Raw genomic sequence first — 26,306 nt, 5'->3', positions numbered from 1 at the left:
CGATGCTCGCCATCCAATCGATCCATGTCTCCATCGGTTCCGTGCAGGTGCTGCGAGGCCTGAGCCTGACCGTTGCGCACAGCAGCATGACTGGGCTCATCGGTCGAAACGGCGCGGGAAAAACCACGCTGCTTCGTTCGGTGATGGGCCACCTCGTACCCACTCAAGGCACCATCTACTTCGACGGAAAGGACCTGGCGAAAACGCCCAAGCATGAGCGCGCTGCGCTCGGTATCGGCTACATGCCCGAAGACCGTGGCTTGGTGCCCGAACTGACGGTTGAGGAGAACATTCTCGTGCCTCTGTGGGCGACAGGCGCTCACAACGCTACGCAGCGGCTCGACTTCGTATACGGGGTGCTGCCTGAACTGACTGCCATGCGCGAACGTCGTGCGCTCCTGTTATCGGGTGGCCAGCAAAAGTTGGTTGCCTTGGCGCGGGCTTTGGCGATCGGCAAGCGCCTGCTGTTGCTTGACGAGCCCTTTGAAGGCGTTGCGCCAGCCTTGTCGATGCGACTGGGCGAGGTCATCGCCGGACTGCGTGGCAGCGCGCTGTCGGTCCTCATCGCGCAATCGGACCTGAACCATTCGCGCAAGCTGGTGGACGTCGAATATGTGATCGAGCGCGGCGCCAACGTGGCTGCGACCGAAGAGAGTGCGGCATGAACCGCCCACACTGGAACCCCGACCAAACGCCCACAATGCGTGTGGAGGCCATCTACGGCGACCGCACCGTGCGCTGCTTCACCGAGCGGCCCCAGAGCATGCATTCCTTGCTCGAACGCGCTGTGGCCACACATGGCGACAGCGATGCCGTCGTGTGCGGCGCACTGCGCTGGAGCTATCGCCAACTTGACGCTGAAGTGGCACGCATCGCCGCAGGTTTGGCCGCGCAGGGCGTGACGGCGGGCGAACGCGTGGCGCTGTTCATGGGCAACCAGCCGGCGTTTGTTGCCGTACTTTTCGCGCTGCAGCGCCTGGGCGCCATCGCCGTGCCCATCGGCGAGCGCGAGCAAAAACCTGGTCTTGCGTACATGTTGGCCCAGTGCAGCGCCTGCGCAATCGTGTTTGATGCGGCGCTGGCCGAGCGCATTCCTGACGCTGCAGACGTCCCGGGGTTGCGTCTGCACATCACGGTATCAGGTGCCGCCGCCGGGGCGCTGGCGCTTGATACGCTGGGCACCTCGGGCGAAGCAACAGCGGGCATCGCCGCCGTACAAGAACAAGACACAGCGGTCATCCTGTACACCTCTGGCACGACCGGGCGGCCCAAAGGTGCCATGCTGACGCACCTCAACGTCGCGCATTCCGTACGCCACTACGAGGCATGCATGGGCCTGCGCAGCGGCGACCGCTCGGCGCTGGCCGTGCCTGCCAGCCACGTTACCGGGCTGATCGCCGTGATCGCCGCCATGGTGCATGTGGGTGGTGTCATCGTGGTTCTGCCGGAGTTCAAGGCGGCGTCGTTTCTGCAGGCGATGGAGGCCGAGCGCATCACCTACACACTGATGGTACCGGCGATGTACACGCTGTGCCTCCTGCACGCGTCATTCAACAGCACGAATCTCTCGCATTGGCGCATCGGTGGATATGGCGGCGCGCCCATGCCGGTGTCGGCCATCGACTCTCTAGGCGAGCGGCTACCGGGACTGACATTGATCAATGCCTACGGCGCGACGGAGACGACCTCGCCGACCACGATGATGCCCGCCGGACTCACGCGCGGCCATGCCGACACCGTTGGCGTTCCACTGCCTTGCGCCGACGTACGTGTGATGGACGAAGAGGGCCGCGAAGTGCCCACCGGGGAGATGGGCGAGCTGTGGATTTCCGGCCCCATGGTGGTGCCCGGCTACTGGGAGAACCCAGAGGCTACGCACTCGTCTTTCTCGGGTGGGTATTGGCATTCGGGGGACATGGGATCGGTCGACGCGCAAGGGTTCATTCGACTCTTCGATCGCAAGAAGGACATGCTCAACCGCGGCGGCTTTAAGATCTATTCAGCTGAAGTAGAAAACGTGTTGATGGCAATCCCCGGCGTGGTCGAAGCAGCAATTGTCGGCCTGCCGTGTCCGGTGCTGGGGGAACGGGTGCACGCTTTCATCTATGCGCCCGGTGTCGCGCACGACGACGAGGCGGTGCGTGCTCATTGCCAAACGCAGCTTACGGACTACAAAGTGCCAGAGACCATCACTTGGTCAGACATGCCTTTACCTCGCAACTCAGGCGGCAAACTGCTCAAGCGCGCGCTGCGCGAACAGCTCCAGTAAAGCCATCGCGCAGGCAGAACCTGCGCAAGCCCACCGCTGCGATAAAGCTTTTGGCTATGATGGCCGACCCTTTTCCCATCCACCACCGGGAGCACCGCATGGCCCTCATGGACTTCATCCAGAAACAGTTCATCGACATCCTGGAGTGGACCGAAGAGGGCGATGGCACGCTGGCCTGGCGCTACCCGATGGCGGGGATGGAAATCCAGAACGGCGGCACGCTGGTGGTGCGCGAGTCGCAGATGGCGGTGTTCGTCAACGAGGGCCAGGTGGCCGACGTGTTCGGCCCCGGCACCTACCAGCTCACCACGCAGACCCTGCCGGTGCTCACCTACCTGAAGAACTGGGACAAGCTGTTCCAGTCGCCCTTCAAGAGCGATGTGTATTTCTTCAGCACGCGCCAGCAGATCGACCAGAAATGGGGCACGCCCCAGCCCATCACCATCCGCGACAAGGACTTTGGCGCGGTGCGCCTGCGCGCGTTCGGCAACTACGCCTACCGCATCGCCGACCCCAAGCTGTTCCACACCGAGATCTCGGGCACGCGCGACAGCTACCCCGTGGCCGACCTCGAAGGCCAGCTGCGCGGCCTGGTGCTGCAGAACATCAGCAACGCCATCGCGGGCAGCGGCCTGCCGTTTCTCGACCTGGCGGCCAACCAGGTGATGTTTGCCGATGCGCTGGCCAAGGAGCTGGCGCCCGTTTTTGCCAAGATTGGCCTCGTCATCGAGAGCCTGACGGTGCAGAACGTCTCGCTGCCCGAAGAGCTGCAGAAAGTCCTGGACCAGAAGATCGGCATGGGCATGGTCGGCAACGACATGGGCAAGTTCATGCAGTACCAGACCGCTCAGGCCATCCCGAAGTTCGCCGAAGGCGCGGGCAATGGCGGTGGCGGCATTGCCGGCGACGCCATGGGCCTGGGCGCCGGCGTGGCGCTGGGCCAGGTGCTGGCGCAGAACCTGCAGGCCGGTCTGCAAGGCGGCGGGGCGGCGGCGCAGGCGCCTGCTGCAGCGGCACCGGTGGGCGTCAAGCCCGAAGACGTGATGGCCACACTCGAAAAGCTGGGCGAGCTCAAGGCCAAGGGCATCCTCACGCAGGAAGAGTTCGACGCCAAGAAGGTCGAACTGCTCAAGAAGTTGGTTTGATTGCTATTGTTTAAATAGCTGTTTGCGCTTGATGGATAGGCGCAAGAGGCCAAAAACACCTTAAAGAATGGCCGAAAGCGCCACACAACGCCACTACCGCGCGCCCTGCCCCGGCTGCGGCGCGCCGGTCGAATTCCGCAGCGCGCAGTCCACGCACGCCGTCTGCGGCTACTGCCAGAGCACCGTGGTGCGCAGCGGCGATGTGCTCACGCGCCTGGGCAAGATGGCCGAGCTGTTCGACGACCACAGCCCGCTGCAGCCCATGGCCAGCGGGCGCATCACGCTCGATGGCAAGGAGGTGCCCTTCACCCTCATCGGCCGCCTGCAGTACAAGGGCGATGCCGGGGTCTGGACCGAATGGGCCGCCTTCCTCGAAGACGGTACCCTGGCCACGCTGGGCGAGGACAACGGCGCCTACGTGTTCTCCCGGCCCATCGACCCGGGTCGCGAGCTGCCCGAGGCCGCGCGCTGGTCCATCGGCACCACCACGGCCATCAACGGCAAGCCCTACAGCGTGGCCTACGCCGGCCAGGCGCAGCTGATCTCGGCGCAGGGCGAGCTGCCCAAGCTGCCGCCGCTGGGCCAGCCCTTCGGCATGGTCGAGTTGAGGAGTAGCGATGGCGAAGTGCTCAGCATCGACTACGGCCACACCCCGCCCCGCGTCGAGCGCGGCCGCGCCGTCCTGCTCGAAGACCTGCAGCTCCAGGGCCTCAAGGACGAATCCGCCAAGAACGAAAAAGGCCGCCAGTTCAACTGCCCGCACTGTGGTGCGCCGGTGCAGGTGCAGCTGGCCTCCACCAAAAGCATCACCTGTGGATCCTGCGCCAGCATCATCGACCTGGGCAGCGGCGTGGGCGGCGAGCTGCGCTCGGCCATGCAGGACGAGCCCGTGCGCCCCATCATCCCGCTGGGCGCCAAGGGCCCGCTGCAGGGCGTGCACTGGCAGGTGGTGGGCTTCCAGCACCGCATGGGCGTGGCGCCCGGCGACGATGAACACTTTGGCTGGAGCGAATACCTGCTCTACAACCAGAAGCGCGGCTTCGCCTTTCTGGTCGATTCGGAAGAAGGCTGGAGCATGGTGCGCCCCACCACCGGCGCACCGCAGATGGCCGCCAGCGGGCGAACGGCCACCTACCTGGGCACCCGATACGACCTGAAATACAGCTACAACGCCGAAACCACCTATGTACTCGGCGAGTTCTATTGGCAAGTGGAGCGCGGCCAGAAAACCTTCAACCGCGACTTTGCCGCTGCCCGCGGCCTGCTGTCGATGGAGCAAAGCGCCAGCGAGATCACCTGGTCCGCCGGCGACAGGCTGGCCAGCGACACCGTGGTGCAGGCCTTCGGCCTGGGTGACAAAAAAGACCTGCTGCAGCGCGATGACCCCGGCCCCTTCGTGGCCGCCAAGGGGGCGGGCTGCGGCACGGTCATCCTCATCGTGGTGGTGCTGCTCCTCGTGCTCATCACCATGAGCAACTGCTCGGGCTCGTCGGGCAGCAGCTACCGCAGTTCGGGCGGCTCGTTCGGAGGGTACTCCTCCGGCGGCAGCCACAAATGACATTTCAAGGAGAAACACACCATGGCAGGAATTGAGTGGCTCCGGCCCGCGGCCTTTCTCGGGTCCATCCTCTACGCGTTGATCGGCGTGGTCATCTTCTGGCTGTGTTTTGTCCTCGTTGACAAGATCACACCCGCCGACCTGTGGCGCGAAATCGTCGAAAAACAAAACCAGGCCCTGGCCCTGGTGGTGGCCGCGATGTGCCTGGGCATCAGCATCATCGTGGCGGCGGCTATACATTGACGACGAAGGATGGTGCGGCAGCGGGCCATGCCCGTGCGCCTTCGTGAGCACCACGGCGCACCGGCCCCGTGCGTCCAGGCGCTGGCTGTGGCTGCACCCCACACATTTATATTTACGGTGCCACACATTGCTATCGGCAGCCACCTTCACCCCACAAAGACCATGAATGAATTTTTTCAGTGGGTCATGCTCCACAACCGCCCCTGGGACATTCAGCGGCCCCTGAGCGACGCAGAAACCGAAGAACTGTTCGATCTGATGGCCGACCCGTCGCTGGACCACGACGCCATGACCATCGACATGGCCGATGGCTACATGACGGCCTGCGCCATCGGCCCCTCCCAGGTGCCCGTGCACCTGTGGCTGGAGGACATCTTTGCCCAACCCACACTGCCCCTGCCGCACGACCCCGCGCGCCAGCAGCGGCTGCTGCAACTGCTGATGCGGCGCTACAGCGACATTCAGACCGCCCTGTCGGTGCGGCCCGCCGACTCCACGGTGGACAACCTCTACACACCGCTGTCGTCGGAGCTGGCAGAAGGCGACTGCATCACCCCGCACCGCCTCAATTCCAACGGTGAGCGCATGGGTGACTGGGAGCTCAAAGACTGGGCCGAGGGCTTTCGCCTGGCCGTGGCGGCAGACGAGGACTGGGCGCTGCTGTGCACCGACCCCGAAGCGGCCCCACTGCTCGCGCCCGTGGTGCTGTACTCCACGGGCTACAACCCCGACAACCCGGACTTTCAGCTGGAAGCAGACAGCCGCGAACTCTTCCCTGCACTCATCGGCTCCCTGTACGCCCTGCGCGACTGGTGGCGCCAGTACCGCCAAACCCATGGAGCACACCATGCGCCCAACATCACGCCGACGCTGGTGCGCGACACCCCCAAGGTGGGCCGCAACGACCCCTGCCCCTGCGGCAGTGGCAAAAAATTCAAAAAATGCTGCAGCGCCTGAACCCCCGGCCTACGAACCTGTTCACCCCGCACCGCCCGACTGCCCCCCTCCATGCCCACCCTTGACTGGCTCAACCGCTCCACCGCCTTCACCACCGCCGCCCAGGTGCCCTACCGCCTGCTGGAGAACATCTCCACCCACGGCGACGCCGCCAGCGCACACAACAACCTGCTCATCCAGGGCGACAACCTCGAAGCGCTCAAGGCCCTGCTGCCGTTTTACCGGGGGCAGGTGAAATGCATCTTCATCGACCCGCCCTACAACACGAAGAGCGCGTTCGAGCACTACGACGACAACCTGGAGCACAGCCAGTGGCTCAGCATGATGCTGCCGCGCCTGCAGCTGCTGCGCGACTTGCTCAGTGACGACGGCTCCATCTGGGTGACCATTGACGACAACGAGGGGCATTACCTCAAGGTGCTGATGGATGAGGTGTTTGGGCGGAGGAATTTTGTGGCGAATGTGGTTTGGCGCTCCAGCGATAACAGCAATAACGACGCCAAGACGTTCTCCGTAGACCACAACCAGGTGTTTGTTTACTCGGCCTCACCGGGCTGGCTCACGAACAAACTGGATGCTGAAGAAAAGCGCTCGCATTTCAAAAATCCTGACAACGACCCAAGAGGGCCGTGGTTTGATGGAAATCCTCTCAACTCTCCCAAGCCACGTGAAAACCTGATGTATGTGTTGACCGCCCCGAACGGCAACCGTATTCCACACCCACCCAATGGCTGGAGGTGGGAGCCCACAACGCTTCAGGAGAAACTGGCGGCTGGAGAAATCCGGTTCAACGAATCCATGACGGCGATCAAGCGCCGGACTTACCTGCACGAAATGAAGGGTTTGCCACCTTCGACGCTCTGGGTTGATTTGCTGAAAACCGGGCACAACAGACAAGCCAAAACTGAACAAAAAAACCTGGGCCTGGAAGAGGTCGAACTGTTCTCCACACCCAAGCCAGAGCGGCTTCTTGCAGAGGTGCTGAAGGTTGCCACCGCCCCCGGCGACCTCGTCCTCGACAGCTTCCTTGGCAGTGGCACCACGGCCGCCGTGGCCCACAAGATGGGCCGGCGCTGGATCGGCATCGAAATGGGCGAGCACGCCGCCACGCACTGCCTGCCGCGCCTGCAAAAGGTGGTGGACGGCGAGCCGGGCGGCATCAGCCAGGCGGTGAACTGGCAGGGCGGCGGCGGCTTTCGCTTCCAGAGGCTGGGCGCACCGATCTTCGACGCCGATGGCTGCATCCACCCCGAGGTGCGCTTTGCCACGCTGGCCGCCTTTGTGTGGCAGCAGGAAACCGGCACCGCCTTTGACCCCGCGCGCGCCACGCCGGGCACGCCACACCTGGGTACACACTCTGTTTTTGATAGCTACGAGCGATTACCGGATGGGCGCCAAAGCCCAATTTCACCTGATATCCTGCCCCCAGCCCCGCTGGCCCAGGGTGAACTCGGGCTGCAGGCGCCCGACGCGCTGCCCCCGCCCGAGTCGGCACCCGCCCCCGTGCTGCGCAGCCGCACGGCGTACTACCTGCTGTTCAACGGCATCCTGGGCGACAAGCGCCCCGCCAGCGGCAACGTGCTGACCTCGGCCGTACTCGATGCGCTGCTGGAACTGCACGCCCGCACGCCCCACCCCGATGCGCCCCTGGTGGTGTATGGCGAGGCCTGCCGCCTGGGCGATGCGCGCCTGGCGCTGGCGCGGGTGACGTTCAAGCACATTCCGTATGACGTGAAGGCAAGGTGAGGGCAATGAACGACGTCACGGGCGAGTTTCTGAATGAACTTCGGCGCATGTCCACGGAGACCGAATGGCTGGAGTTCAAGCGTGCCGGGCAGACGTTCAGCTTTGACCAGATGGCGCAGTACGTCTCTGCGCTGGCCAACGAAGCCAATTTGCACCGCCGCGAAGAGGGCTGGCTGGTGATGGGCATTGATGACAGGCTGGACCCGGCCACCGGCATGCGCCCGGCGATCGGAACAGAATTTGCGCGCGCATTGCCTGAACTCAACCGGATCAGAGAGTCGGTGGCTGCGCAAACGGCACCGCCCGTCGTTTTGCATCCGCCCCACGAGCTGGAGGTGGACCGGCCAGACGGAGCGCCAGCGCGGGTGCTGCTGTGGCGTATTCCGGCTGCGCCCCGAGGGGTGCCGGTCTCTTGCAAGGGCCACTACTGGGGGCGGAATGGTGAGAAGCTGTGTGGGCTACCCTTGCACAAGCTCGATACCTTGCGTGCGCAATCGGCGTTGCATGATTGGTCAGCGGCTGTTGTCACGCAGGATTGGGCGCTGCTGTCGGCCCCAGCCATTGCCAGGGCGCGGGAGCTGTATGCGCGCCGCTATGCCAGCAAGCCCGATATCGTCAAAGAGATGCTGGGGCAGACGGATGCGCAGTTTCTGCATTCGCTGCGGTTGGCCGTCCATGGTGGCCTGACGCGGGCGGCGCTGGTGCTTTTGGGCCTGCCAACGGCTGCCAGCCAGTTGGGCGGACCAACGCCGCGCATCAGCTGGCAGCTGCTGGACCACCGAAACGAACCTGTGACGCACCAGCATTTCGGGCTGCCGCTGCTGTCGTCCATCGACGCCTTGATTGCCCGCATTCGCATCATCGAGATCAATATCTTGCCGCCGCGTGAAGTGGCGCCACTGAATCTGCCCAACTACGACGATTGGGTGCTGCGCGAAGCCCTGCACAACTGCGTGGCACACCAGGATTACACACAGGGCGGACGCATTCTGGTGACGGAGGGGCCGGATACGCTGCGCTTTTTCAACTACGGAGAGTTTCTGCCTGGGTCACTGGACAAGGTTCTACATGCGCAGCAGCCCGAGCAGCGCTACCGCAATGCCTGCCTGGCCGATGCGATGGTGGAGCTGGACTTGATGGAGACGCTCAACCGTGGCGTGAAAGGAATGTTCCGCAAGCAAAAGGAGCGCTTCTTCCCGCTGCCCGATTACGACATCGCGGCGCAACCTGCATCCGTCAGCGTCTTGCTGTATGGCCGCGTTCTGGACAAGGGGTATGTCGATGCCTTGATGACGAACAGCGACCTCAGCCTGGAAGATGCCGTGCTGCTCGACCAGATTCAAAAAGGCCGCAAGCCACCCGCAGGCGAATTGCGACGTCTGCGCGCCAAGGGTTTGGTGGAGGGGCGCAGCCCCAGGTTGCGCATCTCGGCGCAGTTGGCGGTTGCAATGGGGCAAGAAGTGGCCTACCTCAATCAAAAAGGCCCGTCCGTTGAGGACTGCAAAAAGGCGGTGTGCGATTTGCTCGCCTTGGCGCCCCAGCCCCGTGTCGAGATCAATGCCCTGTTGATGAACAAGCTGATGCTGTGGATTCCGGGGGCGTCGGAGCGCAAGAAGTACATCAAGGAACTGCTGGCCGATATGGCACGGCAGGGCACGATCCGGAATATTGGCAAGCCGACGCGTGGCGCTGTTTGGGCGCTGGTTGCGCCAATGAGTGCTCGTGTTTAGCCAATATTGTTCCAATGGAAAATTAAAAATCCTTATAAATCAACAACTTGCATTGGTGCATTGGCTAAAGATTCCCAAAATTTGCGCCAATTCAAATCCATCCCCATGACCCCCATCACCCTCAAGTCCTACCAGCAAACCGCCCTGGATGCGCTGGGCGCGTTCGCCCGCGCAGCCCGCACCAAGGGCCCGGCGCTGGCCTTTGGCGAACTGGCGGGCCGCCCCTACAACCTTGACGCCTTTGGCCCGCAGGTGCCTTGCGTGTGCCTGCGCATTCCCACGGGCGGCGGCAAAACGGTGCTGGCGGCGCACGCGGTGCCCCTGCTGGCGCGCGAGTGGCAAGGCAGCGATGCGCCAGTGACCGTGTGGCTGGTGCCCAGCGACGCCATTCGCCAGCAAACGCTCAAGGCCTTGCAGACGCCCGGCCACGCCTACCGCGCCGCGCTGACCGATGCCTATGGCGAGGGCTTGCAGGTGTGCACGCTCGACGACGTGGCGCAAATCGCCCCGCCCGACTGGGGGCGCCATGCCGTGGTGGTGGTGGCAACCATCCAGAGTTTTCGGGTGGAGGACGCGGGCCAGCGCAATGTGTACAGCTTTGCGGAGGGCTTTGAACCGCACTTCAAGGGCGCTGATGAACGCACCCTGGCGCCGCTGCGCGAGCTGCCCGACGCCCTGGTTACGCCCGAGGATGTGGCGCGCGACACCACCGGCGTGCTGGCCGGCTTTGTGGGCCAGCTACGCTGGAGCCTGGCCAACTGGCTGGCGCTGCACCGCCCCCTGCTTATCGTGGACGAGGCGCACAACACCAAAACGGACAAGAGCTTTACTGCGCTGCAGCGCCTGAACCCCGCGTTCATCCTGGAGCTGACGGCCACGCCGATTGCGACCAAGACCAATGTGCTCTACCACGTCAGCGCGCAGGAGCTGGCGGCCGAGGACATGATCAAGCTGCCCATCGTGCTGGCCGAGCACCCCGAGGGCTGGCCCGCCGCCGTGTTTGGCGCAGTGCAGACGCAGCGCAAGCTGGAGGCCGAGGCGCTGAAGGACGAGGCCGAGGGGCATGGCTATGTGCGGCCCATCGTGCTCTTTCAGGCGCAAAACCTGGGCGACGAGATGCCGCCGGAGGCACTGCGCCGCTATCTGGTGGAAGAGCTCAATCTGCCAGACAACCAGATCGTGGTGGCCACAGGCACCCAGCGCGGGCTGGACGACATCAACCTGGCGGCGCGCAATTGCCCGGTGCGTTATGTGATTACGGTGCAGGCGCTGCGCGAGGGCTGGGATTGCCCGTTTGCCTATGTGCTGTGCAGCCTGCAAAAGCTGACCAGCGCCACGGCGGTGGAGCAGTTGCTGGGCCGTGTGCTGCGCATGCCGCAGGCCCGCCGGCGTGGGCGCGAGGCGCTCAACCGCGCTTATGCCCATGTGTGCGCGGCGGAGTTTTCTGCTGCAGCGCATGCACTGGCCGACCGGTTGATCCAGCACATGGGGTTCGAGGCGCTGGATGTGGCTTCGATGCTGGCGCCGCCATCGAGCTACCCGCTGTTTGGCGAAGAATTTGACGAAAATCCACATGCAGCGCCCGCCCCTCAAGCGCTGATAGCTACTAATTTTGATGTAATTGCAGCCACGCCCGAGCTGCTGGCAGTGCCCGGTGTGCAGCAGCAGGCCATTGCCGGTGCGACGCAGCTGGTGGTTGCGGGCCACATCGAGGCCAGCACCGAGGCGCTGATGCTGGCCCAGGTGCGCGGGGCCAAAAAGCAGGAGCAGCTGCGCGAGCAGGTGGCCCAGCACAACGCGCTGGTGGCCGCCAGCGTGGCCCCCGCATCGCGCGGCGTGCGCTTTGCGCCCGTGCCCACGCTGGCCTATCGCACCGACGCCCAGGCGCCGCTGTGGCCGCTGGAGCAGGGCGCGGTGCTGGGGACGGTGGAGCTTGATCTGCTCAGCCCCCAGGCCGTGCAGCTGCCCGGTTTTCATGTGGTGCAAGAGTCGAACGTGATCGAGATCGACGTGAAGGACGCGCGCGTGACGCTGCGCCCCACCGATGTGCAGCAGATGGCCATGGAATACGGCGCCAGCAGCATCACCGCCGACACGCTGGTGCGCTGGCTGGACCAGTCGCTGCACAAGGCACTGCACGCGCCGCTGGCGGGCACTACCCAGTCGCAGCGCCGCGCTTTTCTGGCGGCTGTGGTGAACCACCAGCTGCATGCCTGCGGCCTGCCGCTGGCGCTGCTGGCGCAGGCGCGATTCCAGTTGGCCCGGTGCATTGCGTTGCATGTGGGCGACCTGCGCGACCAGGCGGCCACGCGGCAGTTTCGCCAGCTGGTGCTGCAAAACGGTCAGGCGGGCGCGTGGTTGCTGGAGAGCGACTGGCTTCGGCCCCATGTGTTGGAGCCTGGCCGATACCCGGCGCCGGTGGCGTCGCGCTACAGCGGGCGCTACCAGTTCACGCGGCATTACTTTGCCGTGCTGGCCGACCTGAAGGATGGCGGCGAAGAGTTTCAGTGCGCGCAGCGGATTGACCGCCACCCCCGGGTCAAGCAATGGGTGCGCAACCTGGATACCGCGCCCTGCGGCTTTGCCCTGCCCACGTCGCGCGGCCGGTTTTTTGCCGACTTTGTGGCCGAGCTGGTCGATGGCCGTGTGGCCTTGCTCGAATACAAAGGGGCGCATTTGCTGAACGACCCCTACGAAATTGAAAAGAGCCAGGTGGGTGCGCTGTGGGCACAGGCCAGCGCGGGCAAAGCCGTGTTTGGTTGGCTGACCAAGCAGCAAGACGGCAAGAGCCTGGCGCAGCAGTTGGACACGGTGCTGGCATGACGCCTTCCGAAGCGCCTGCCGCTGCCCCAGGCCCCCGCCCCATCGAAGTCGCCCTGCTCATCAGCGTGTTCGTGGTGGCCGCCTGCGGCCTGCTGTACGAGCTGGCGGCGGGCGCGCTGGCGTCGTACCTGCTGGGCGACTCGGTGCTGCAGTTCAGCACCATCATCGGCACCTACCTGTTTGCCATGGGCGTGGGCTCCTGGCTGTCGCGGTATTTCGAGCGGCAACTGCCCGCGCATTTCCTGCGCATCGAGCTGCTGGTGGCGCTGATGGGCGGGGCGCTGCCGGCCACGCTGTTCCTGGCCAACGCCTACACGCCGGGCGCCTTTCGCTTGCTGCTGTACGGCATGGTGTTCATGGTGGGCACGCTGGTGGGGCTGGAGATTCCGCTGGTCATGCGCATCTTGAAGCGCAACGTGGCGCTGAAAGACCTGGTCTCGCAGGTGCTGACCTTCGACTATCTGGGCGCGCTGGCCGTGTCGCTGGCGTTCCCGCTGCTGCTGGTGCCGCAGTTGGGGCTGATCCGCACGGGGCTGCTGTTTGGCTTGATGAATGCACTGGTGGCGCTGTGGGCCGTGTGGCTGTTCCGGCACGAGCTGCGGCGCCTGAAGGCGCATGTGGCGGCCTGCGCGATGGTGCTGGGCATCCTGCTGGCGGCCCTGGCAGGGGCCGAGCACATCACCAGCTTTGCCGAGGACAAGTTCTACCAGGACCGCATCGTGTTCAGCACCGCATCGCCCTACCAGCGCATCGTGGTCACGCGGGGGCGCACGGGGCACCGACTGTTCCTCAACGGCAACCTGCAGTTTGCCGAGCGCGACGAATACCGCTACCACGAGGCCCTGGTGCACCCGGCCATGGCGGCGCACGGGGCACCCCAACGGGTGGCGGTGCTGGGCGGCGGCGACGGCATGGCGGTGCGCGAGATCCTGAAATACCCCTCGGTGAAATCGGTCACGCTGGTTGAGCTCGACCCGGCAATGACGCGCATCTTCAGCGACAACCCCATGCTGGCGCAGCTCAACGGCCACGCGCTGCAAAACCCCAAGGTGAAGATCGTCAACACCGATGCCTTTGGCTGGCTGCAGGAGGGGACGGACACTTTTGACGTGATCGTGGCGGACTTCCCCGATCCCACCAATTTTTCCATCGGCAAGCTCTACACCAACAGCTTCTACGCGCTGCTCGACAAGCGCCTGGCGGCCAGCGGCTACGCCGTGGTGCAGACCACTTCGCCCCTGGTGGCGCGCCAGAGTTTCTGGACCGTGGTGCAGACCATGGAGTCGGTGGGCCTGCGCACGGCGCCCTACCATGCCCATGTGCCCAGCTTTGGCGAGTGGGGTTTCGTCATCGCCAGCCGACGCCCCTGGCGCCTGCCCGAGGCGCTGCCCGCAGGGCTGCAGTTTTTGGGCGCTGGCACGCTGCCGTTGCTGTTCGACTTTCCGCTCGACATGGCCCGAGTGCCGGCCGAGGTGAACCGGCTGTCGAACCAGGCGCTGGTGCATACCTACGAGCGCGAGTGGGGAAAACACTAGATGCCCCCTGAGCCGCTTCGCGTCTTCCCCCTCCGGGGGGCGCCACCATTGGCCCGGCAAAACCGGTTCCACGGCGGCACGGGCCTGGAGCGTGCCTGTTGCGTGCGCTGCGCTGCATTCCTGCCGCAGAATCAAGCCCCATGCAACGCCGCCATTTCCTAGCCACGGCTGCCACCTCGGCGGCCGCTGCCGTGCTGTCGGCGGGGTGTGACAAGGTGCCGCGCACGCTCGAAGGCGGCTTCACCGGCATCGACATGGCGCGCGGCCATGCGCTGCGCGACCTGCTGGCCACCGGCACGCTGCCAGCGCCCGCCGTGGTGCGCCGCGCGCAGGTCGTCATCGCGGGCGGTGGCGTGGCCGGGCTGGCGGCGGCGCGCTCGCTGCGGCTGGCGGGGGTGGATGACTTTGCCCTGCTGGAGCTGGAAGACGAGGCCGGCGGCAACAGCCGCGGCGGCCAGGTGAACGGCATTGCCTGCCCGCTGGGCGCGCACTACCTGCCCGTGCCCGGCGACGACGCGCGCGAGGTGCAGGATCTGCTGGAAGAACTGGGCCTGCGCCAGCGCGTGGCCGGGCGCTGGCAATACGACGAGCGGCACCTGTGCCACAGCCCGCAGGAGCGCCTGTTCTTCGAGGGCGAGTGGCAAGAGGGCCTGCTGCCCGTGCAGGGCGTGGGCGTGGCCACGCTGGCGCAGTACCGGCGTTTTGCCGAGCGGGTGCAGGCGCTGGGCCAGGCCGCGCGCTTCACCATGCCGATGCTCAAGAGTGTTGACTCCAAAAGGTCTATTGCGCCCGTCCAGAAAGCGCTGGACGCCATTACTGTTGATGAATGGCTGGCCCGCGAGAACCTGGACGACCCGCACCTGCGCTGGTACCTCGACTACTGCTGCCGTGACGACTACGGCGCCGGTACTGCGCGCGTTTCGGCCTGGGCCGGCATCCACTACTTCGCCAGCCGCCACGGCTTCCATGCGCCGGGCGATGCCGCGCCCGAGGAGCGCGAGGGCGTGCTCACCTGGCCCGAGGGCAATGGCTGGCTCACCCGGCGCCTGGCCGCGCCGCTGCAGGACGGCGGGCAGCTGCGCACCGCCTGCAGCGTGCTGCGCATCGCCGAGGGCCGCCACGGCGTGGAGGTGGACGCCTACAACCACGCCACCGACAGCGTGGAGCGCTGGCAGGCGCAGCGCTGCATCGTGGCGCTGCCGGTGATGGTGGCCGCGCGCGTGGTGCAACAGCCCCCGGCGTTCCTGCGCGCGGCCGCGCGGCGCCTGCAGTGGGCGCCCTGGCTGGTGGCCAACATCCACATCGACGCACCGCTGGCCGACCGCCCCGGCGCCGCGCCCGCGTGGGACAACGTGCTCTACGGCGATGCCAACCCCGGCGGCCTGGGCTATGTGGACGCCGGCCACCAGCGCCTGGACCCCCGCGCCGTGCTCGCCGGGCCCACCGTGCTCAGCTACTACCAGGCCCTGGGCGATGTGCCGCAGGGCCGCGTGCAACTGGCCAACCAGCCCTGGACGCACTGGGCCCAGGCCGCGCTGGCCGCTTTGAGCGGGCCCCACCCCGACCTGCCGCGCCGCGCCACGCGCATCGACATCACCCGCTACGGCCATGCCATGGCCATCCCCACGCCGGGTGTGCTGGGTTTTTTCAGCCAGATTGGCCTGCAGCGCCCGTCCAGCAAGCGCAATCGGCTGTTCAATGGTGAGCGAGCTGCGTGGCTGCCCACGCCCACCACGGCGCGGCTGGCGTTTGCGCACAGCGACTGGTCGGGGTACTCGGTGTTCGAAGAAGCCTTCACGCGCGGGCATGGCGCGGGGCTGGCGGTGGCGCGGTAGCGTGGCTGGCCCCCGCTGCCTGCGGCGCAGGTTCGGTGCGTGGCATGCGCGACGGGCCAAGGGCGCGCGCATGCCACAGCGGCTGCCTCAGGGCAGCGCCACGCCCGCCTTGGTGATGACCTTCTGGTGCGAGTAGTCGGCCGCCTGGGGGCGAGCGATGGTGCCCTGGGCGATCACATAGTCCACAAAGCTCTGCGTATAGAGCAGGTAGGTATTGACATAACGGCCTGCGGCGTAGATGGGCTTGAGCGTGGCGTAGCCGTCACCGCCTGCGGCCACGAAGTCGTTGGTCACCAGCACATAGGTCTTGGCGGGGTCGATGGCGGTCCAGGCGCCCGTGGTCTTGCTGCGCACCTGCACGTTGCTGAAGCGTTGGCCCTTGGTCTTGCTCATGTCCAGGTCCCAGCGCAGGCCGGCGGCGTAGGGGTGCGCGCCGTCCGAGGGCACGGCGGCGTCCAGATGGGCGGCCACGCCGTCTTCCAGGGCGGCCATCACTTCGGAGCCCTTGAGGTCCATCTCGACCAGCACGTTGGTGAACGGCAGCAGGGTGAAGGCCGTGTTCATGCTCAGCGTGCCGGCGGCAATCGGGGTGCGCACACCACCGGCGTTTTGCAGTGCAAAGTCAGCGCGCTTGCTGGCGCGCAGGAAGGCCTCTGACACCACCTGGGCGGCATCGCTGCCACGGGCCAGGGTGTTGGCGGTTTCACAGCCCGCCACGCCCGTGTTGCGGCTGTTGGAGCCACCGGGCACGCGCATCAGGCACAGGGCTTCGCTGGCCGTGCCGATGGTGATGGCCTTCTGCGCCGTGACCTGGGATGTGTAGACGGACAGCGTCTGCGTCGCTGTGGCGTCGGGCGTCACGACCTTCACGTTGGCGCTGGACGCCAGCTTGCTGACCAGCGCGGCGCGATCGGCATCGGCCAGCGGTTGCCAGGTGCCGGTGCTGTCCTTGCGCTTGAAGCGGTCGCCAATCACCAGCTGGGTCTTGCCGCCGCAGCTGGCGACGCTGCCCTTGTCGTTGAACTTTACGTTCATGTGGCCGTAGGCCTTGGCGTATTCCCAGGCCTGGCCGATACACACCGTCTCGCCCGATTTGTTGGTCACCACCGTCGGGTAGGTGCCGGTGGCGGACGCAACTCCCACGACCTTGAAGTCGCCCAGCAGGGTGTGCGAATCGCCCCCGATGACCACGTCCACGTCGGTCAGTTTGGTAGCGATCTGCTTGTCGTTGTCGTAGCCCAGGTGCGACACCAGCACGATGTGGCGCACGCCCTTCGCCTTGAGTTCGTCGATCGCCTTTTGCGCCGAGGCGGCTTCATCCAGGAACTGGGTGGTGGCCAGCGGGCGCGACGAAGTGGTTGTCTTGCCGGCAATGGTCAGGCCCACGATGCCGACGTCCACGCCATCGATCTTCTTGATGGTGTAGGGCTGCAGGTAGGCAGGGGCGCCCGCCGGAGCCAGGGGCGTGCCGGTCTGCGGCACGATGTTGGCCGACAGCGTGGGCGTCTTGCAGTTGCCGCCGTTGGCCGGGTCGGCCAGTGCATCCAGAAACCCCTTGAAGACGCTGTCGCCGTCGTCAAACTCGTGGTTGCCCGGAATGAAGGCGTCAAAGCAGATGCTGTTCATCATCTGCGCATCGGCCTTGCCCTTGAAGAAGGTGTAGTACAGCGAGCCCGTGATGGCATCGCCCGCGTGCAGCTTGAGCAGGTTGGGCGTGCCGGCCAGCGACTTGAACAGCGCCGTCTGGCGCGCAAAGCCACCCAGCTCCACCTGCGTGGCCACGCCGTCGAGGGTGAGTTCGGTGGCGGCAAACGCGTCGAGCTGCGAGTGGTGGTCGTTGATGTGGGCAATGTTCAGCTCGATGGCCTTGAAGCTGGGGCCATCGTCGCTGCCGCCACAGGCCACCAGGCCCAGGGAGAGCGCGCCCATCAGGGCCAGGGCCAGCGGACGGCGGGGCGATACAAGCGAGATGTGCAGGTGCATGGTGGGCCTTCCGTGATGTGACGAATTGAAACAACGAAGGCGCAGTGTTTTGCCCTTGCATGACGGCCGTGTGACGCGCCAGCAATACCCCCGCATCACTTGCACGGGGCGTGCTGCTTGTCATCGTTTGCGCCGCACCATGTCATCCCCGCGTCACAGCCAGCGGTTACCTTTGCGGCATTGTTCTGTTGCCTGAATGCCGTTGCCATGCCGATCCTCTCCCTTCTGCCCCTGAACGCGACCATCGCCGCCGTGCTGACCGTGACCGCCAGCGCCTGGGGCCTGCCTGCCGCCGTGCAGGCCGCCTGATCCCCGCGCACCCAGCGCGCTGCACCCGCAAGGAGCGGGCGGTTCCTTGCCTGACGCACCTTGACTGACAATCCGGTGCCTGGCTTTGGTCTGCAGCCTGCCGTGATGTCCCCTTGTGTGCTCCCTTTGCCCCTGGTGTGCCTGTGTGCCTTCGCGCACCACGACCTCGAGGAGGTTCTGGCCGTGCAGCAGGCTTGCGATGGCGCTGGCTTCGTCGAGAGCGCCGAGGTGTTTGCGTGCCACCTGGCCAGCTATGGTGCGGGTGCGGTGTACATGGCGCGGGCCATGGCGGATTGAGGCGCAGCGGTTGCGCGGCAGATGTAACGCCAGCGTCATGGCGTGTTCACGGGCCAGTCATGCTATCCCTGCATCGTTGCGGCTTCATCCACTCCGATACCCACCATGCTCCGAATCACTTCCCTGGTCGCCAGCGCCGCCCTGCTGTGCGCGGCCTCCTCCACCGCCGTGGCCCAGCAGGCCTACCCGGCTGCGCTGGCGGGCCATGCCGTGTCGCCTGCCCTGACGCTGATTGCCGCACCCAAGGACGCGCCGGCGGATCTGCAGACCAGCGGCAAGTTCACCACCGGCGCCCGCGTTGAGAAGCTGGCCAGCGTGGAAGGCAAGTCGGTCGGTCGCCCCACCGGCATTTCGGTGCCGTTCAAGGGCCAGCCGGTGCAGGGTCATTCGGGCATCAAGCGCATGGCCGATGGCTCGTTCTGGATTCTTACGGACAACGGCGCCGGCTCCAAGGCCAATTCGCCCGATTTCATGCTGCACTTGAGCCATTACCAGGTGGACTTCAAGAGCGGCAAGTTCAACCGCCTGAAAACGGTATTCCTGCACGACCCCGACAAGAAGCTGCCGTTTCGCATCACCCACGAAGGTACCAAGCCGCGCTATCTGACGGGTGCCGATCTGGACCCCGAGAGCTTCCAGTTCGCCGGTGGCGCGTTGTGGATCGGTGAGGAGTTTGGCCCCTTCCTGGTGAAGGCCGACCTCCAGGGCAAGGTGCTGGCCGTGTTCGAGACCCAGGTCGACGGCAAGCTGGTGCGCTCGCCCGATGCGCCCGGCGTGCTCCTGCCCGGCGCCCCTGATGCCAAGCCCACGGCGTTCGCGGTCAAGCGCTCCAAGGGCTATGAAGGCATGGCTGCGTCCAAGGACGGCAGCAAGCTGTATGCCCTGCTCGAAGGCGCGCTGTGGAACGATGAGGCCAAGGCCTACGAACACGTGGGCGGCAAGCAATACCTGCGCGTGCTGGAGTTCGACGTGAAGGCCGAGCAATGGACGGGCCGCCACTGGAAGTACGTGATGGAAGCCAACCACCACGCGATAGGCGACTTCAACATGATCGATGGCACCACGGGCCTGATCATCGAGCGCGACAATGGAGAAGGCACGGACGACAAGGCCTGCCTCGAAGGCCAAAAGCGCACCGACTGCTTCCATGACCTGGCCAGGTTCAAGCGCGTCTACAAGGTCGAGCTCTCGGACGCCAACGTGGGCGGCGAGATCCGCAAAGTGGGCTACATCGACCTCCTGAACATCCAGGACCCGCAGCGCCTGTCGAAAAAGCCCTTGAACAACGGCGTGCTGACCTTCCCGTTCTTCACCATCGAGAACGTGGACGTGGTGGACGGCACGCACATCGTGGTGGGCAACGACAACAACCTGCCGTTCAGCAGCAGCCGCGAGCCGAACAAGGCGGATGACAACGAGCTGGTGCTGCTCGAAGTGGGCGAGCTCCTGCGCGCCAAATAGGTCGAGGTGCGCAGGGAGGACGCAGGAAGAGCGCGGGTGGCGCATCATCTTCCGTACCCGCCGCCAGCGCCCTGGCGCTGCATGGGCTGACCCGGCGTACGAAAATTGAAGAGGATTAGGCCTCCATCGCTTATGCAGCAAGCGCTGGAGGCTATCAAATGGTGAGCGTTTGATGGCGCCGTCCTTCAGGCATATCGGTCCGCCGGGCTCAGTGCGCCACGTCCCCGCGCAGCTTGTACGCCACGCCGTCACGTCCCGGGTCGGCGCCGCCGTGCAGGCCGTCGGGTTGGACCTGCACCCCATGCACCCAGCCAATGGTGTAGTTGTACGGGTTGCGGCCAATGCTGTAGCCTTGGTCTTCCAGCGCACGGGTGGTATAGCGTGGGATGCGATTGCACACGTCGATGGAGTTGCTGGTGGACGAGAAACGCGGCGCTGACACGGCGGCTTGCATTTCCATGCCGTGGTCGATCACGTTGATCAACACATGCAGCACGCCCATGGCAATCTGCGTTCCGCCGGGCGCGCCCAGCACCACGTCGAGCTGCCCGTCCTTGAAGGTCATCGTGGGGCATGACGAGGTGAAGCGGCTTTTGCCCGGTTGGATGCTGCCGGCGCGGCCAGGGCGCGGGTCGAATACGCCCATGCAGCCGTTGTAGAGGAAGCCCATGCCCGGCGTGATGATGCCCGAGGGCATGGCCAGAGAATGTGTCATCGAGACGGCATTGCCATCGGCATCGACCACGCTCAGGTGCGTGGTGTCGCGCGGCACGGGCGCACCGGGGTTCACGCGCTCGACGCTGAACTTCTGGCCGGCGCGGATCTGCTCGGCCACGGCGCGTGCCATATCCTTGGACAGCAGGCGGTCCAGCGGCACGTCGAAGAACTTCGGGTCGCCGATGTAGCGGTCCTTGTCGATCGTGGCCTGTTTCATGGCCTCGCACACCAGGCGGATGTACTCGGGGCTGCTGTGCTCCATGCCGCGCAGGTCAAAGTGCTCCAGGATGTTGAGCATCTCCAGCAACATGGCACCGCCGCCCGGGGGCTGGTTGGTGGTGATGGTGCGGTCGCGGTACGTGCCCACCAGCGGGGCGTTGCGCGTGACCTCGTATTGGGCCAGGTCTTCCAGCGTGAGCAGGGCGCCCAGCGACTGCAGGTGCGCGATCATCTTCTGCGCCAGGTCACCGTGATAGAACGGTCGCGTGCCTTCCTCGGCCACCTGCTGTAGCACGCGCGCCATGCCTTCGTTGCGCAGCGGCGTGCCGATGGCCTTGGGGCGGCCGTCGGGGCGGCAGTAGAGCTCGCGGCTGTCCTCGCAGTACTGCAGGCGTTCCAGGTTGCCCACGCGGCCCATGCTGGGCTCGTCGATCCAGAAGGCGTGCATGCCGGGGCGCACGAAGAAGCCGTCGGCGGCCCAGCGGATGGCGGGCTCCACAACCTGCTTCCACGGCAGTCGGCCGTGGGCCTGGTGCATGGCCTCCAGGCCCTTGAGCGTTGCGGGGGTGCCGATGGACTGCGGGCCGATGTCGTTGACGCGGCCCTTCAGGATGAAACCAAAGCCATCCTTGGTTTCGCCTTCGAGCAGGTCTTCCCACATGTTCTCGTGCGCGGCCAGCGGCGCGGGCGAGTGGAAATCGAAATACTCATGCACTTGGGCGCCGGGCACGTACACCGCTGCGGTCCCAAACCCTGCAATACCGCACATCAGCGGGTCGACCACGGTCTGGGCCAGGGCCGTGGCCACGGCGGCATCGACCGCGTTGCCGCCCGCGCGCAGGATCTCAATTCCGGACTCTGCGGCCTCGGGCTGGGCGCAGACCACCATTGCTTCTTTTTTCATAGCGTCTAAGGAAAAGCCCCGTGCGGCATTAGCGATGCGGCACGGGGTGTTGCGTGGATAGGGGGAAGGAGACCGCCGCGTGCGGCCTGAGAACTTACTTGGCGCTGAGGTTCAGCTTCTCGAGTGCGGGGCCCCAGGCCTTGGTGTCACGCACTGTGGTTTCCATCACCAGGGTCGATGGGCCCGCGACAGGCATCACGCCCATGGTCTTGAGCTTGGTCTGCACGGCTGGGTTGCTGTGGAAGGCTTCCGTCGCCTTGTTCAGCTTTTCGACGATGTCCGCCGGGGTGCCCGAACGCGCTACCACGGCGCTCCAGCCCATGTTGTCAAAGCCCTTCACGCCAAGTTCGCCCAGGGTGGGCACATCGGGCAGGTCGGGGGTGCGCTGTGGCGACAGCACGGCCAGCGGGTTCAGCTTGCCATTCTTGATGTGGGGTAGTGCCGTGCCGTACACGGGCGCCATCACCTCGGTCTGGCCGCCCATGGTGGCCATCACGCCGTCGGCTTCGCCCTTGTAGGGAATGTGCGTCATCGAGATGCCTGCGGCATCGGCCAGCAACTCCACGGCCAGGTGTGTGGAGTTGCCCAAGCCCGCCGAGGCGAAGTTGAGCTTGCCCGGTGCGGCCTTGGCGCGGTCCGTCAGGTCCTTGAGCGTCTTGATGCCGGTGGCCGGGTTGGTGGACAGCACAAACGGCACGGTGGTCAGCATGGCCACGCCCGTGAAGTCCTTCTCGGGGTTATAGGGTAGGGGCTTGTAGGTGAACTGGTTGAGCACCATGAGCGACACGCTGCCGAACAGCAGGGTGTAGCCGTCGGCCGGTGCGTTCAGTGCGTTCTGTGCCGCGATCAGGCCGCCCGCACCCGGCTTGTTCTCCACCACGATGGTGCCGCCCAGCGCCTTACCGGCGTGCTCGGCCCACATGCGCGCGATGGTGTCGCTGCTTCCCCCGGGTGCCTGCGATACGACCAAGCGCACCGGGCGGCTGGGGTAGGCCGCTTGCGCGAACACGGTGGTGCTGGTGACGGCCGCGATAGCGACGCCCATCAAGAGCTTGGAGATAGTGGTGAGGGCTTTGGACACAGGCAATTCCTACGGGGTCATAAACAGAAGATGAAGACATTGTCATGACGAATCCCGCCGCTTGCCTAGTGAAAAGGCAGAATAGGCGTATGAAGGTTTACTCATGATTGACCGAGCAGAAGGCGCCTCCTGGGCGCGCCGCATCAAGGTGCGGCACTTCGAATCGTTCCTGGTACTGGACGAGGCCGGCACGCTGACCGAGGCGGCCGCGCGGCTGCACATGACGCAGTCGGCCATGTCTCACTGGCTGGCCGAGCTGGAAAACGTGGCTGGCACGCCGCTGGTGGTGCGCGGGCGCAAGGTGCAGCTCACGCCGGCGGGGCATTTGCTCAAGCGCCTGGCTATCAACGTGCTGGGCGATGTGGCCCGCACCGGCCGCGAGATGAATGCCATGGCCGAGGGCCGCGTGCCGCGCCTGAACGTGGGCAGCGTGTGGGCGGGTATCGCCGGGGGCCTGCCCGAGGCCGTGAGCGCCTTCCAGCAGGACCATGCCGACGTGGCGGTGTCCATCCACGACGGCCCGTTCGACAACCTGCTCAAGGGGCTGGAGACCCGTGCGCTTGATGCCGTGATTGGCGTGCTGGATGCGCGGGCCCACCGGCCGGGTCTGGAGCACCAGGTGCTGTTTGACGACGGGGTGGCCATCGTGATCGGCCGCGGCAGCAAGTACTGGGGGCACAGCGCTGGGCTGGGTTTTGCCGACGTGCTGCGCGAGAAATGGGTGATGCCACCGAGCGGCACGCTCACCCGCATCCAGATGGATGCGTACCTGATCGAGCAGGAGGCCTCCTGGCTGGTGCCCAAGGCAGAAACGGCCTCGCTGGCCATGATGCAGGCGCTGTTGCACAAAGGAGACTACGTGGGCGTGTGCTCGGAGTCCATGGCCGACTACATGACGTCGCTCGGGCTGTTCCAGAAGATCGCCATCAACTCCAGCATCCGTTTTGGCCCCATCACCGTGATGTGGAACCGCGAACATGTCTCGGCCACGCTCAGGGAGCTGGTGTGCTGCTTGGTGGCCCACGCGCGGGGGCACAGCCGCTAACCCGCCAGAACCCAGCGCATAGATGCGGCGGCGGGGCCTGTCGCCGGTGTGGCAATGGGGTGGATGGCACAATCCGGGCTCGCGTCTGAACCCTTTTTCTCCTCCCCGTAAAGCATGTTCACAGGCATCGTCCAAGCCACGGCAGGCATCGCCGCCATCCACGACCGCGCAGGCCTGCGCACCTTCACGCTCGATTTTCCCGCAGGCTTCTGCCAGGACCTGGCCATTGGCGCCAGCGTGGCCACCGACGGCGTGTGCCTCACGGTGACGGAAATCCTCTCGCCCACGCGGACCAGCTTCGACGTGATGCTGCAGAGCCTGAGCATCACCACGCTGGGCAGCTATGCCCCAGGCGACCGCGTCAACGTGGAGCGCGCGGCCAAGGAAGGCGCCGAGATCGGCGGGCACCCGCTGTCGGGCCACGTCGATTTCACCGGCACGCTCATCGAGCGCCGCGAGTTCGACAACAACCTGGTGTGGCGCATCGCCGTGCCCGAACCGTTTCGCCGCTACATCTTCGCCAAGGGCTACATCGCCATCCACGGCGCCAGCCTCACGGTGGCCGAGGTGAACCGCGCCGAGGGCTGGTTCGAGATCTGGATGATTCCCGAGACGCGCCGCGCCACCGTGTTTGAAAGCAAGAAAGTGGGCGACCGCCTGAACATCGAGATCGAGCGCAGCACGCAGGTGATGGTGGACACCGTGCGCGAGGCCGTGCAAGAAAGCCTGGGCCGCCTGCAACCCGTGCTGGAGGCGCTGCTCCAGGAAAAAGGCCTGTCGCTCGACGACTTCGTGCAGCCGCCCGCGGCATCGCACTGAACTGCGGACCAGGCGCCCCTGCTGCGTCTGAAAAGTGCCTTTGCGGGTCCCATCGGGCGCCTGTCATGCCCCGTCGTCATAATGCGCGCCATGCCAAACCGCTGGAAACCCAACGTCACCGTGGCTGCCATCATCGAGCGCGATGGCCGCTTTCTGCTGGTCGAAGAAGACACGGCCGACGGCCTCAGGCTCAACAATCCGGCCGGTCATCTGGACCCGGGCGAGTCACCCATCGACGCCTGCGCGCGCGAGGTGCTGGAAGAGACCGCCCACGACTTTGCGCCCACTGCCCTGGTGGGCGTGTACCTCAACCGCTTCACGCGCACGCGCACGGGCGATGACATCACCTACCTGCGCTTTGTCTTCACCGGCACGCTGGGCACGCACCATGGCTGGCGCGCGCTCGACGAAGGCATCGTGCGCACCGTGTGGATGACCCTCGAAGAGTTGCGTGCCAGCGCCGACCGCCACCGCAGCCCGTTGGTGCTGCAGTGCGTCCAGGACTACCTGGCCGGGCAGCGCGCGCCACTGGGGCTGATCCACACCGATGCGAGCGTGCTGCAAAGCGCAGCGGCCCTCTGACGGGGCCGCTGGGCGGGTGCGAGGCCGCCTGGGCCGCGCCGGGTTGCACTCCCGGAATCAATCCGCCGTGAGTTTGCGCTCCTTGATGATGGCGGCCCACTGGGTCGATTCCTTCTTCATGAAAGCCGTGAACTCGGCGCGCGTGGTGGGCTGGGGCGTGAGGCCGTGCTTGAGCAGGGCTTCCTTCACGCCGGGATCCTGAAGCACCTTCACGACCTCCTGGTTCCAGCGGTCCAGCAGCGGCACGGGTGTTTTGCCGGGCGCCACGAAGGCGTACCAGTTCAGCGCCTCAAAACCCGGAAAGCCCGATTCGGCCACCGTGGGAATGTTGGGCAGGTAGGCCGGGCGCGTCAGGCCCGTGGTGGCCAGCGGAATCAGCTTGCCGGCCTCCACATGGGGCATGGCCGTGGGCGGCGCGGCAAAGTACGAGGTGATCCGCTCGCCCAGCAAATCCTGCAACGCGGGTGCGCCCCCTTTGTACGGCACATGGGTCATGTCGATCCCCGCGCGCTGGTTGAACAGCTCACCCGCCAGGTGCGAGGCCGAGCCCGCGCCGGTGGAGGCAAAGTCCACGCTGCCGGGTTTCTTTTTTGACAGCTGGATGAATTCGGCCAGCGTCTTGGCGCCTGCGGCCTTGTGCACCACCAGCACGTTGGGGAAGTTCACACCGCCCGAGATGGCCGCCAGGTCCTTGAACGGGTCGTAGCTCAGCTTCATGAGGTGCGGCGCGATAGTCAGCGGGCCGACCGAGCCAAACAGCAGCACCGTGCCGTCGGGCGCGGCATTGGCGACAAACTGGTGGGCGATGTTGCCGCCCGCGCCGCCTTTGTTGTCCACCACCACTGTCTGGCCAATGTTCTCGGAGAGCTTCTTGGCGATCAGGCGCGCAGCGGCATCGGCAGCGCCGCCCGCCGCGAAGCCCACCACCAGCGTGACGGGCTTCTTGGGCGGAAATTCCTGGGCGGCAGCCGTGCCGGCCAGCAGCAGGGACGAGGCGGCGAGCGCGGTGGCGCGCAGCAGTTGGCGTTTGTTCATGGGGGCTCCTCGG

20 protein-coding genes are annotated in these 26,306 nt (G+C 65.6%); 16 read left to right on the top strand and 4 right to left on the bottom strand.

The features are described 5' to 3' along the window. Positions 1 to 2: 2 nt before the first annotated feature. The 11 genes from AC1Q5S_RS03975 (at position 3) to AC1Q5S_RS03925 (ending at position 15,841) form a co-directional block, all read left to right on the top strand. Positions 3 to 665 carry an ABC transporter ATP-binding protein gene (locus tag AC1Q5S_RS03975; protein WP_422204865.1) on the top strand — a complete coding sequence of 221 codons (663 nt, stop codon included), beginning with the start codon at positions 3 to 5 and terminating at the stop codon, positions 663 to 665. Continuing rightward, positions 662 to 2,269 carry a class I adenylate-forming enzyme family protein gene (locus AC1Q5S_RS03970; protein WP_492238368.1) on the top strand — a complete coding sequence of 536 codons (1,608 nt, stop codon included), beginning with the start codon at positions 662 to 664 and terminating at the stop codon, positions 2,267 to 2,269. The genes AC1Q5S_RS03975 and AC1Q5S_RS03970 overlap by 4 nt, the downstream gene beginning before the upstream one ends. Before the next feature lie 98 nt (positions 2,270 to 2,367). Then, on the top strand, positions 2,368 to 3,414 hold the full coding sequence (locus AC1Q5S_RS03965; protein WP_492238407.1) for an SPFH domain-containing protein: 1,047 nt from the start codon (positions 2,368 to 2,370) through the stop codon (positions 3,412 to 3,414). Between the two features lie 67 nt (positions 3,415 to 3,481). Then, positions 3,482 to 4,972 (top strand): DUF4178 domain-containing protein, encoded by a 1,491-nt coding sequence (locus AC1Q5S_RS03960; protein ID WP_492238367.1) that lies wholly within the window; start codon positions 3,482 to 3,484, stop codon positions 4,970 to 4,972. 21 nt (positions 4,973 to 4,993) lie between these two features. Further along, on the top strand, positions 4,994 to 5,215 hold the full coding sequence (locus AC1Q5S_RS03955) for a DUF350 domain-containing protein (RefSeq protein ID WP_492238366.1): 222 nt from the start codon (positions 4,994 to 4,996) through the stop codon (positions 5,213 to 5,215). A gap of 162 nt (positions 5,216 to 5,377) precedes the next feature. Beyond that, positions 5,378 to 6,172 carry a UPF0149 family protein gene (locus AC1Q5S_RS03950; RefSeq protein WP_492238365.1) on the top strand — a complete coding sequence of 265 codons (795 nt, stop codon included), beginning with the start codon at positions 5,378 to 5,380 and terminating at the stop codon, positions 6,170 to 6,172. Between the two features lie 51 nt (positions 6,173 to 6,223). Further along, positions 6,224 to 7,918, top strand: a complete 1,695-nt coding sequence (locus AC1Q5S_RS03945) for a site-specific DNA-methyltransferase (RefSeq protein WP_492238364.1) — start codon at positions 6,224 to 6,226, stop codon at positions 7,916 to 7,918. Positions 7,919 to 7,923: 5 nt separating this feature from the next. Then, on the top strand, positions 7,924 to 9,648 hold the full coding sequence (locus tag AC1Q5S_RS03940; protein ID WP_492238363.1) for an RNA-binding domain-containing protein: 1,725 nt from the start codon (positions 7,924 to 7,926) through the stop codon (positions 9,646 to 9,648). Positions 9,649 to 9,753: 105 nt separating this feature from the next. Next, positions 9,754 to 12,471, top strand: a complete 2,718-nt coding sequence (locus AC1Q5S_RS03935) for a DEAD/DEAH box helicase (RefSeq protein ID WP_422204849.1) — start codon at positions 9,754 to 9,756, stop codon at positions 12,469 to 12,471. Continuing rightward, positions 12,468 to 14,006, top strand: coding sequence for a polyamine aminopropyltransferase (locus AC1Q5S_RS03930; protein ID WP_492238362.1), 1,539 nt, complete (start codon positions 12,468 to 12,470; stop codon positions 14,004 to 14,006). Before AC1Q5S_RS03935 ends, AC1Q5S_RS03930 begins: the two co-directional genes overlap by 4 nt. A gap of 140 nt (positions 14,007 to 14,146) precedes the next feature. Continuing rightward, positions 14,147 to 15,841 carry an FAD-dependent oxidoreductase gene (locus AC1Q5S_RS03925; protein WP_492238361.1) on the top strand — a complete coding sequence of 565 codons (1,695 nt, stop codon included), beginning with the start codon at positions 14,147 to 14,149 and terminating at the stop codon, positions 15,839 to 15,841. 87 nt (positions 15,842 to 15,928) lie between these two features. Here the strand turns inward: AC1Q5S_RS03925 and AC1Q5S_RS03920 are convergent, their stop codons facing one another. Then, positions 15,929 to 17,824 carry a bifunctional metallophosphatase/5'-nucleotidase gene (locus AC1Q5S_RS03920; RefSeq protein WP_492238360.1) on the bottom strand — a complete coding sequence of 632 codons (1,896 nt, stop codon included), beginning with the start codon at positions 17,822 to 17,824 and terminating at the stop codon, positions 15,929 to 15,931. A 369-nt stretch (positions 17,825 to 18,193) separates the two neighbouring features. Between AC1Q5S_RS03920 and AC1Q5S_RS03915 the strand changes: the two genes are divergently transcribed. After that, positions 18,194 to 18,430: a hypothetical protein gene (locus tag AC1Q5S_RS03915; RefSeq protein ID WP_303837057.1), complete on the top strand. Its 237-nt coding sequence runs from the start codon at positions 18,194 to 18,196 to the stop codon at positions 18,428 to 18,430. A gap of 105 nt (positions 18,431 to 18,535) precedes the next feature. Continuing rightward, complete coding sequence (locus AC1Q5S_RS03910; protein ID WP_303837059.1) at positions 18,536 to 19,891, top strand: esterase-like activity of phytase family protein; 1,356 nt, start codon at positions 18,536 to 18,538, stop codon at positions 19,889 to 19,891. A 208-nt stretch (positions 19,892 to 20,099) separates the two neighbouring features. Here AC1Q5S_RS03910 and ggt read toward each other — a convergent pair whose 3' ends face one another. Beyond that, positions 20,100 to 21,731: a gamma-glutamyltransferase gene (gene ggt / locus AC1Q5S_RS03905; protein WP_303837061.1), complete on the bottom strand. Its 1,632-nt coding sequence runs from the start codon at positions 21,729 to 21,731 to the stop codon at positions 20,100 to 20,102. Between the two features lie 94 nt (positions 21,732 to 21,825). Beyond that, a complete protein-coding gene (locus tag AC1Q5S_RS03900) occupies positions 21,826 to 22,776 on the bottom strand; it encodes a Bug family tripartite tricarboxylate transporter substrate binding protein (RefSeq protein ID WP_422203363.1) in 951 nt (316 codons plus the stop codon). A 139-nt stretch (positions 22,777 to 22,915) separates the two neighbouring features. On the opposite strand from AC1Q5S_RS03900, the gene AC1Q5S_RS03895 reads away from it, so the two are divergent. The 3 genes from AC1Q5S_RS03895 (at position 22,916) to AC1Q5S_RS03885 (ending at position 25,258) form a co-directional block, all read left to right on the top strand. Further along, positions 22,916 to 23,857, top strand: a complete 942-nt coding sequence (locus AC1Q5S_RS03895) for a LysR family transcriptional regulator (RefSeq protein ID WP_303837065.1) — start codon at positions 22,916 to 22,918, stop codon at positions 23,855 to 23,857. 114 nt (positions 23,858 to 23,971) lie between these two features. After that, positions 23,972 to 24,676, top strand: coding sequence for a riboflavin synthase subunit alpha (locus tag AC1Q5S_RS03890; protein WP_303837067.1), 705 nt, complete (start codon positions 23,972 to 23,974; stop codon positions 24,674 to 24,676). Between the two features lie 90 nt (positions 24,677 to 24,766). After that, positions 24,767 to 25,258 (top strand): NUDIX hydrolase, encoded by a 492-nt coding sequence (locus tag AC1Q5S_RS03885; RefSeq protein WP_303837069.1) that lies wholly within the window; start codon positions 24,767 to 24,769, stop codon positions 25,256 to 25,258. Positions 25,259 to 25,315: 57 nt separating this feature from the next. On the opposite strand, the gene AC1Q5S_RS03880 is transcribed toward AC1Q5S_RS03885, so the two are convergent. Then, positions 25,316 to 26,293: a Bug family tripartite tricarboxylate transporter substrate binding protein gene (locus AC1Q5S_RS03880; RefSeq protein ID WP_303837071.1), complete on the bottom strand. Its 978-nt coding sequence runs from the start codon at positions 26,291 to 26,293 to the stop codon at positions 25,316 to 25,318. Between the last annotated feature and the right edge of the window lie 13 nt (positions 26,294 to 26,306).

It is taken from the genome of Acidovorax sp. GW835-FHT14B10 (genome assembly GCF_058793725.1).
This window is presented reverse-complemented; position numbering and strand designations above follow the sequence as displayed.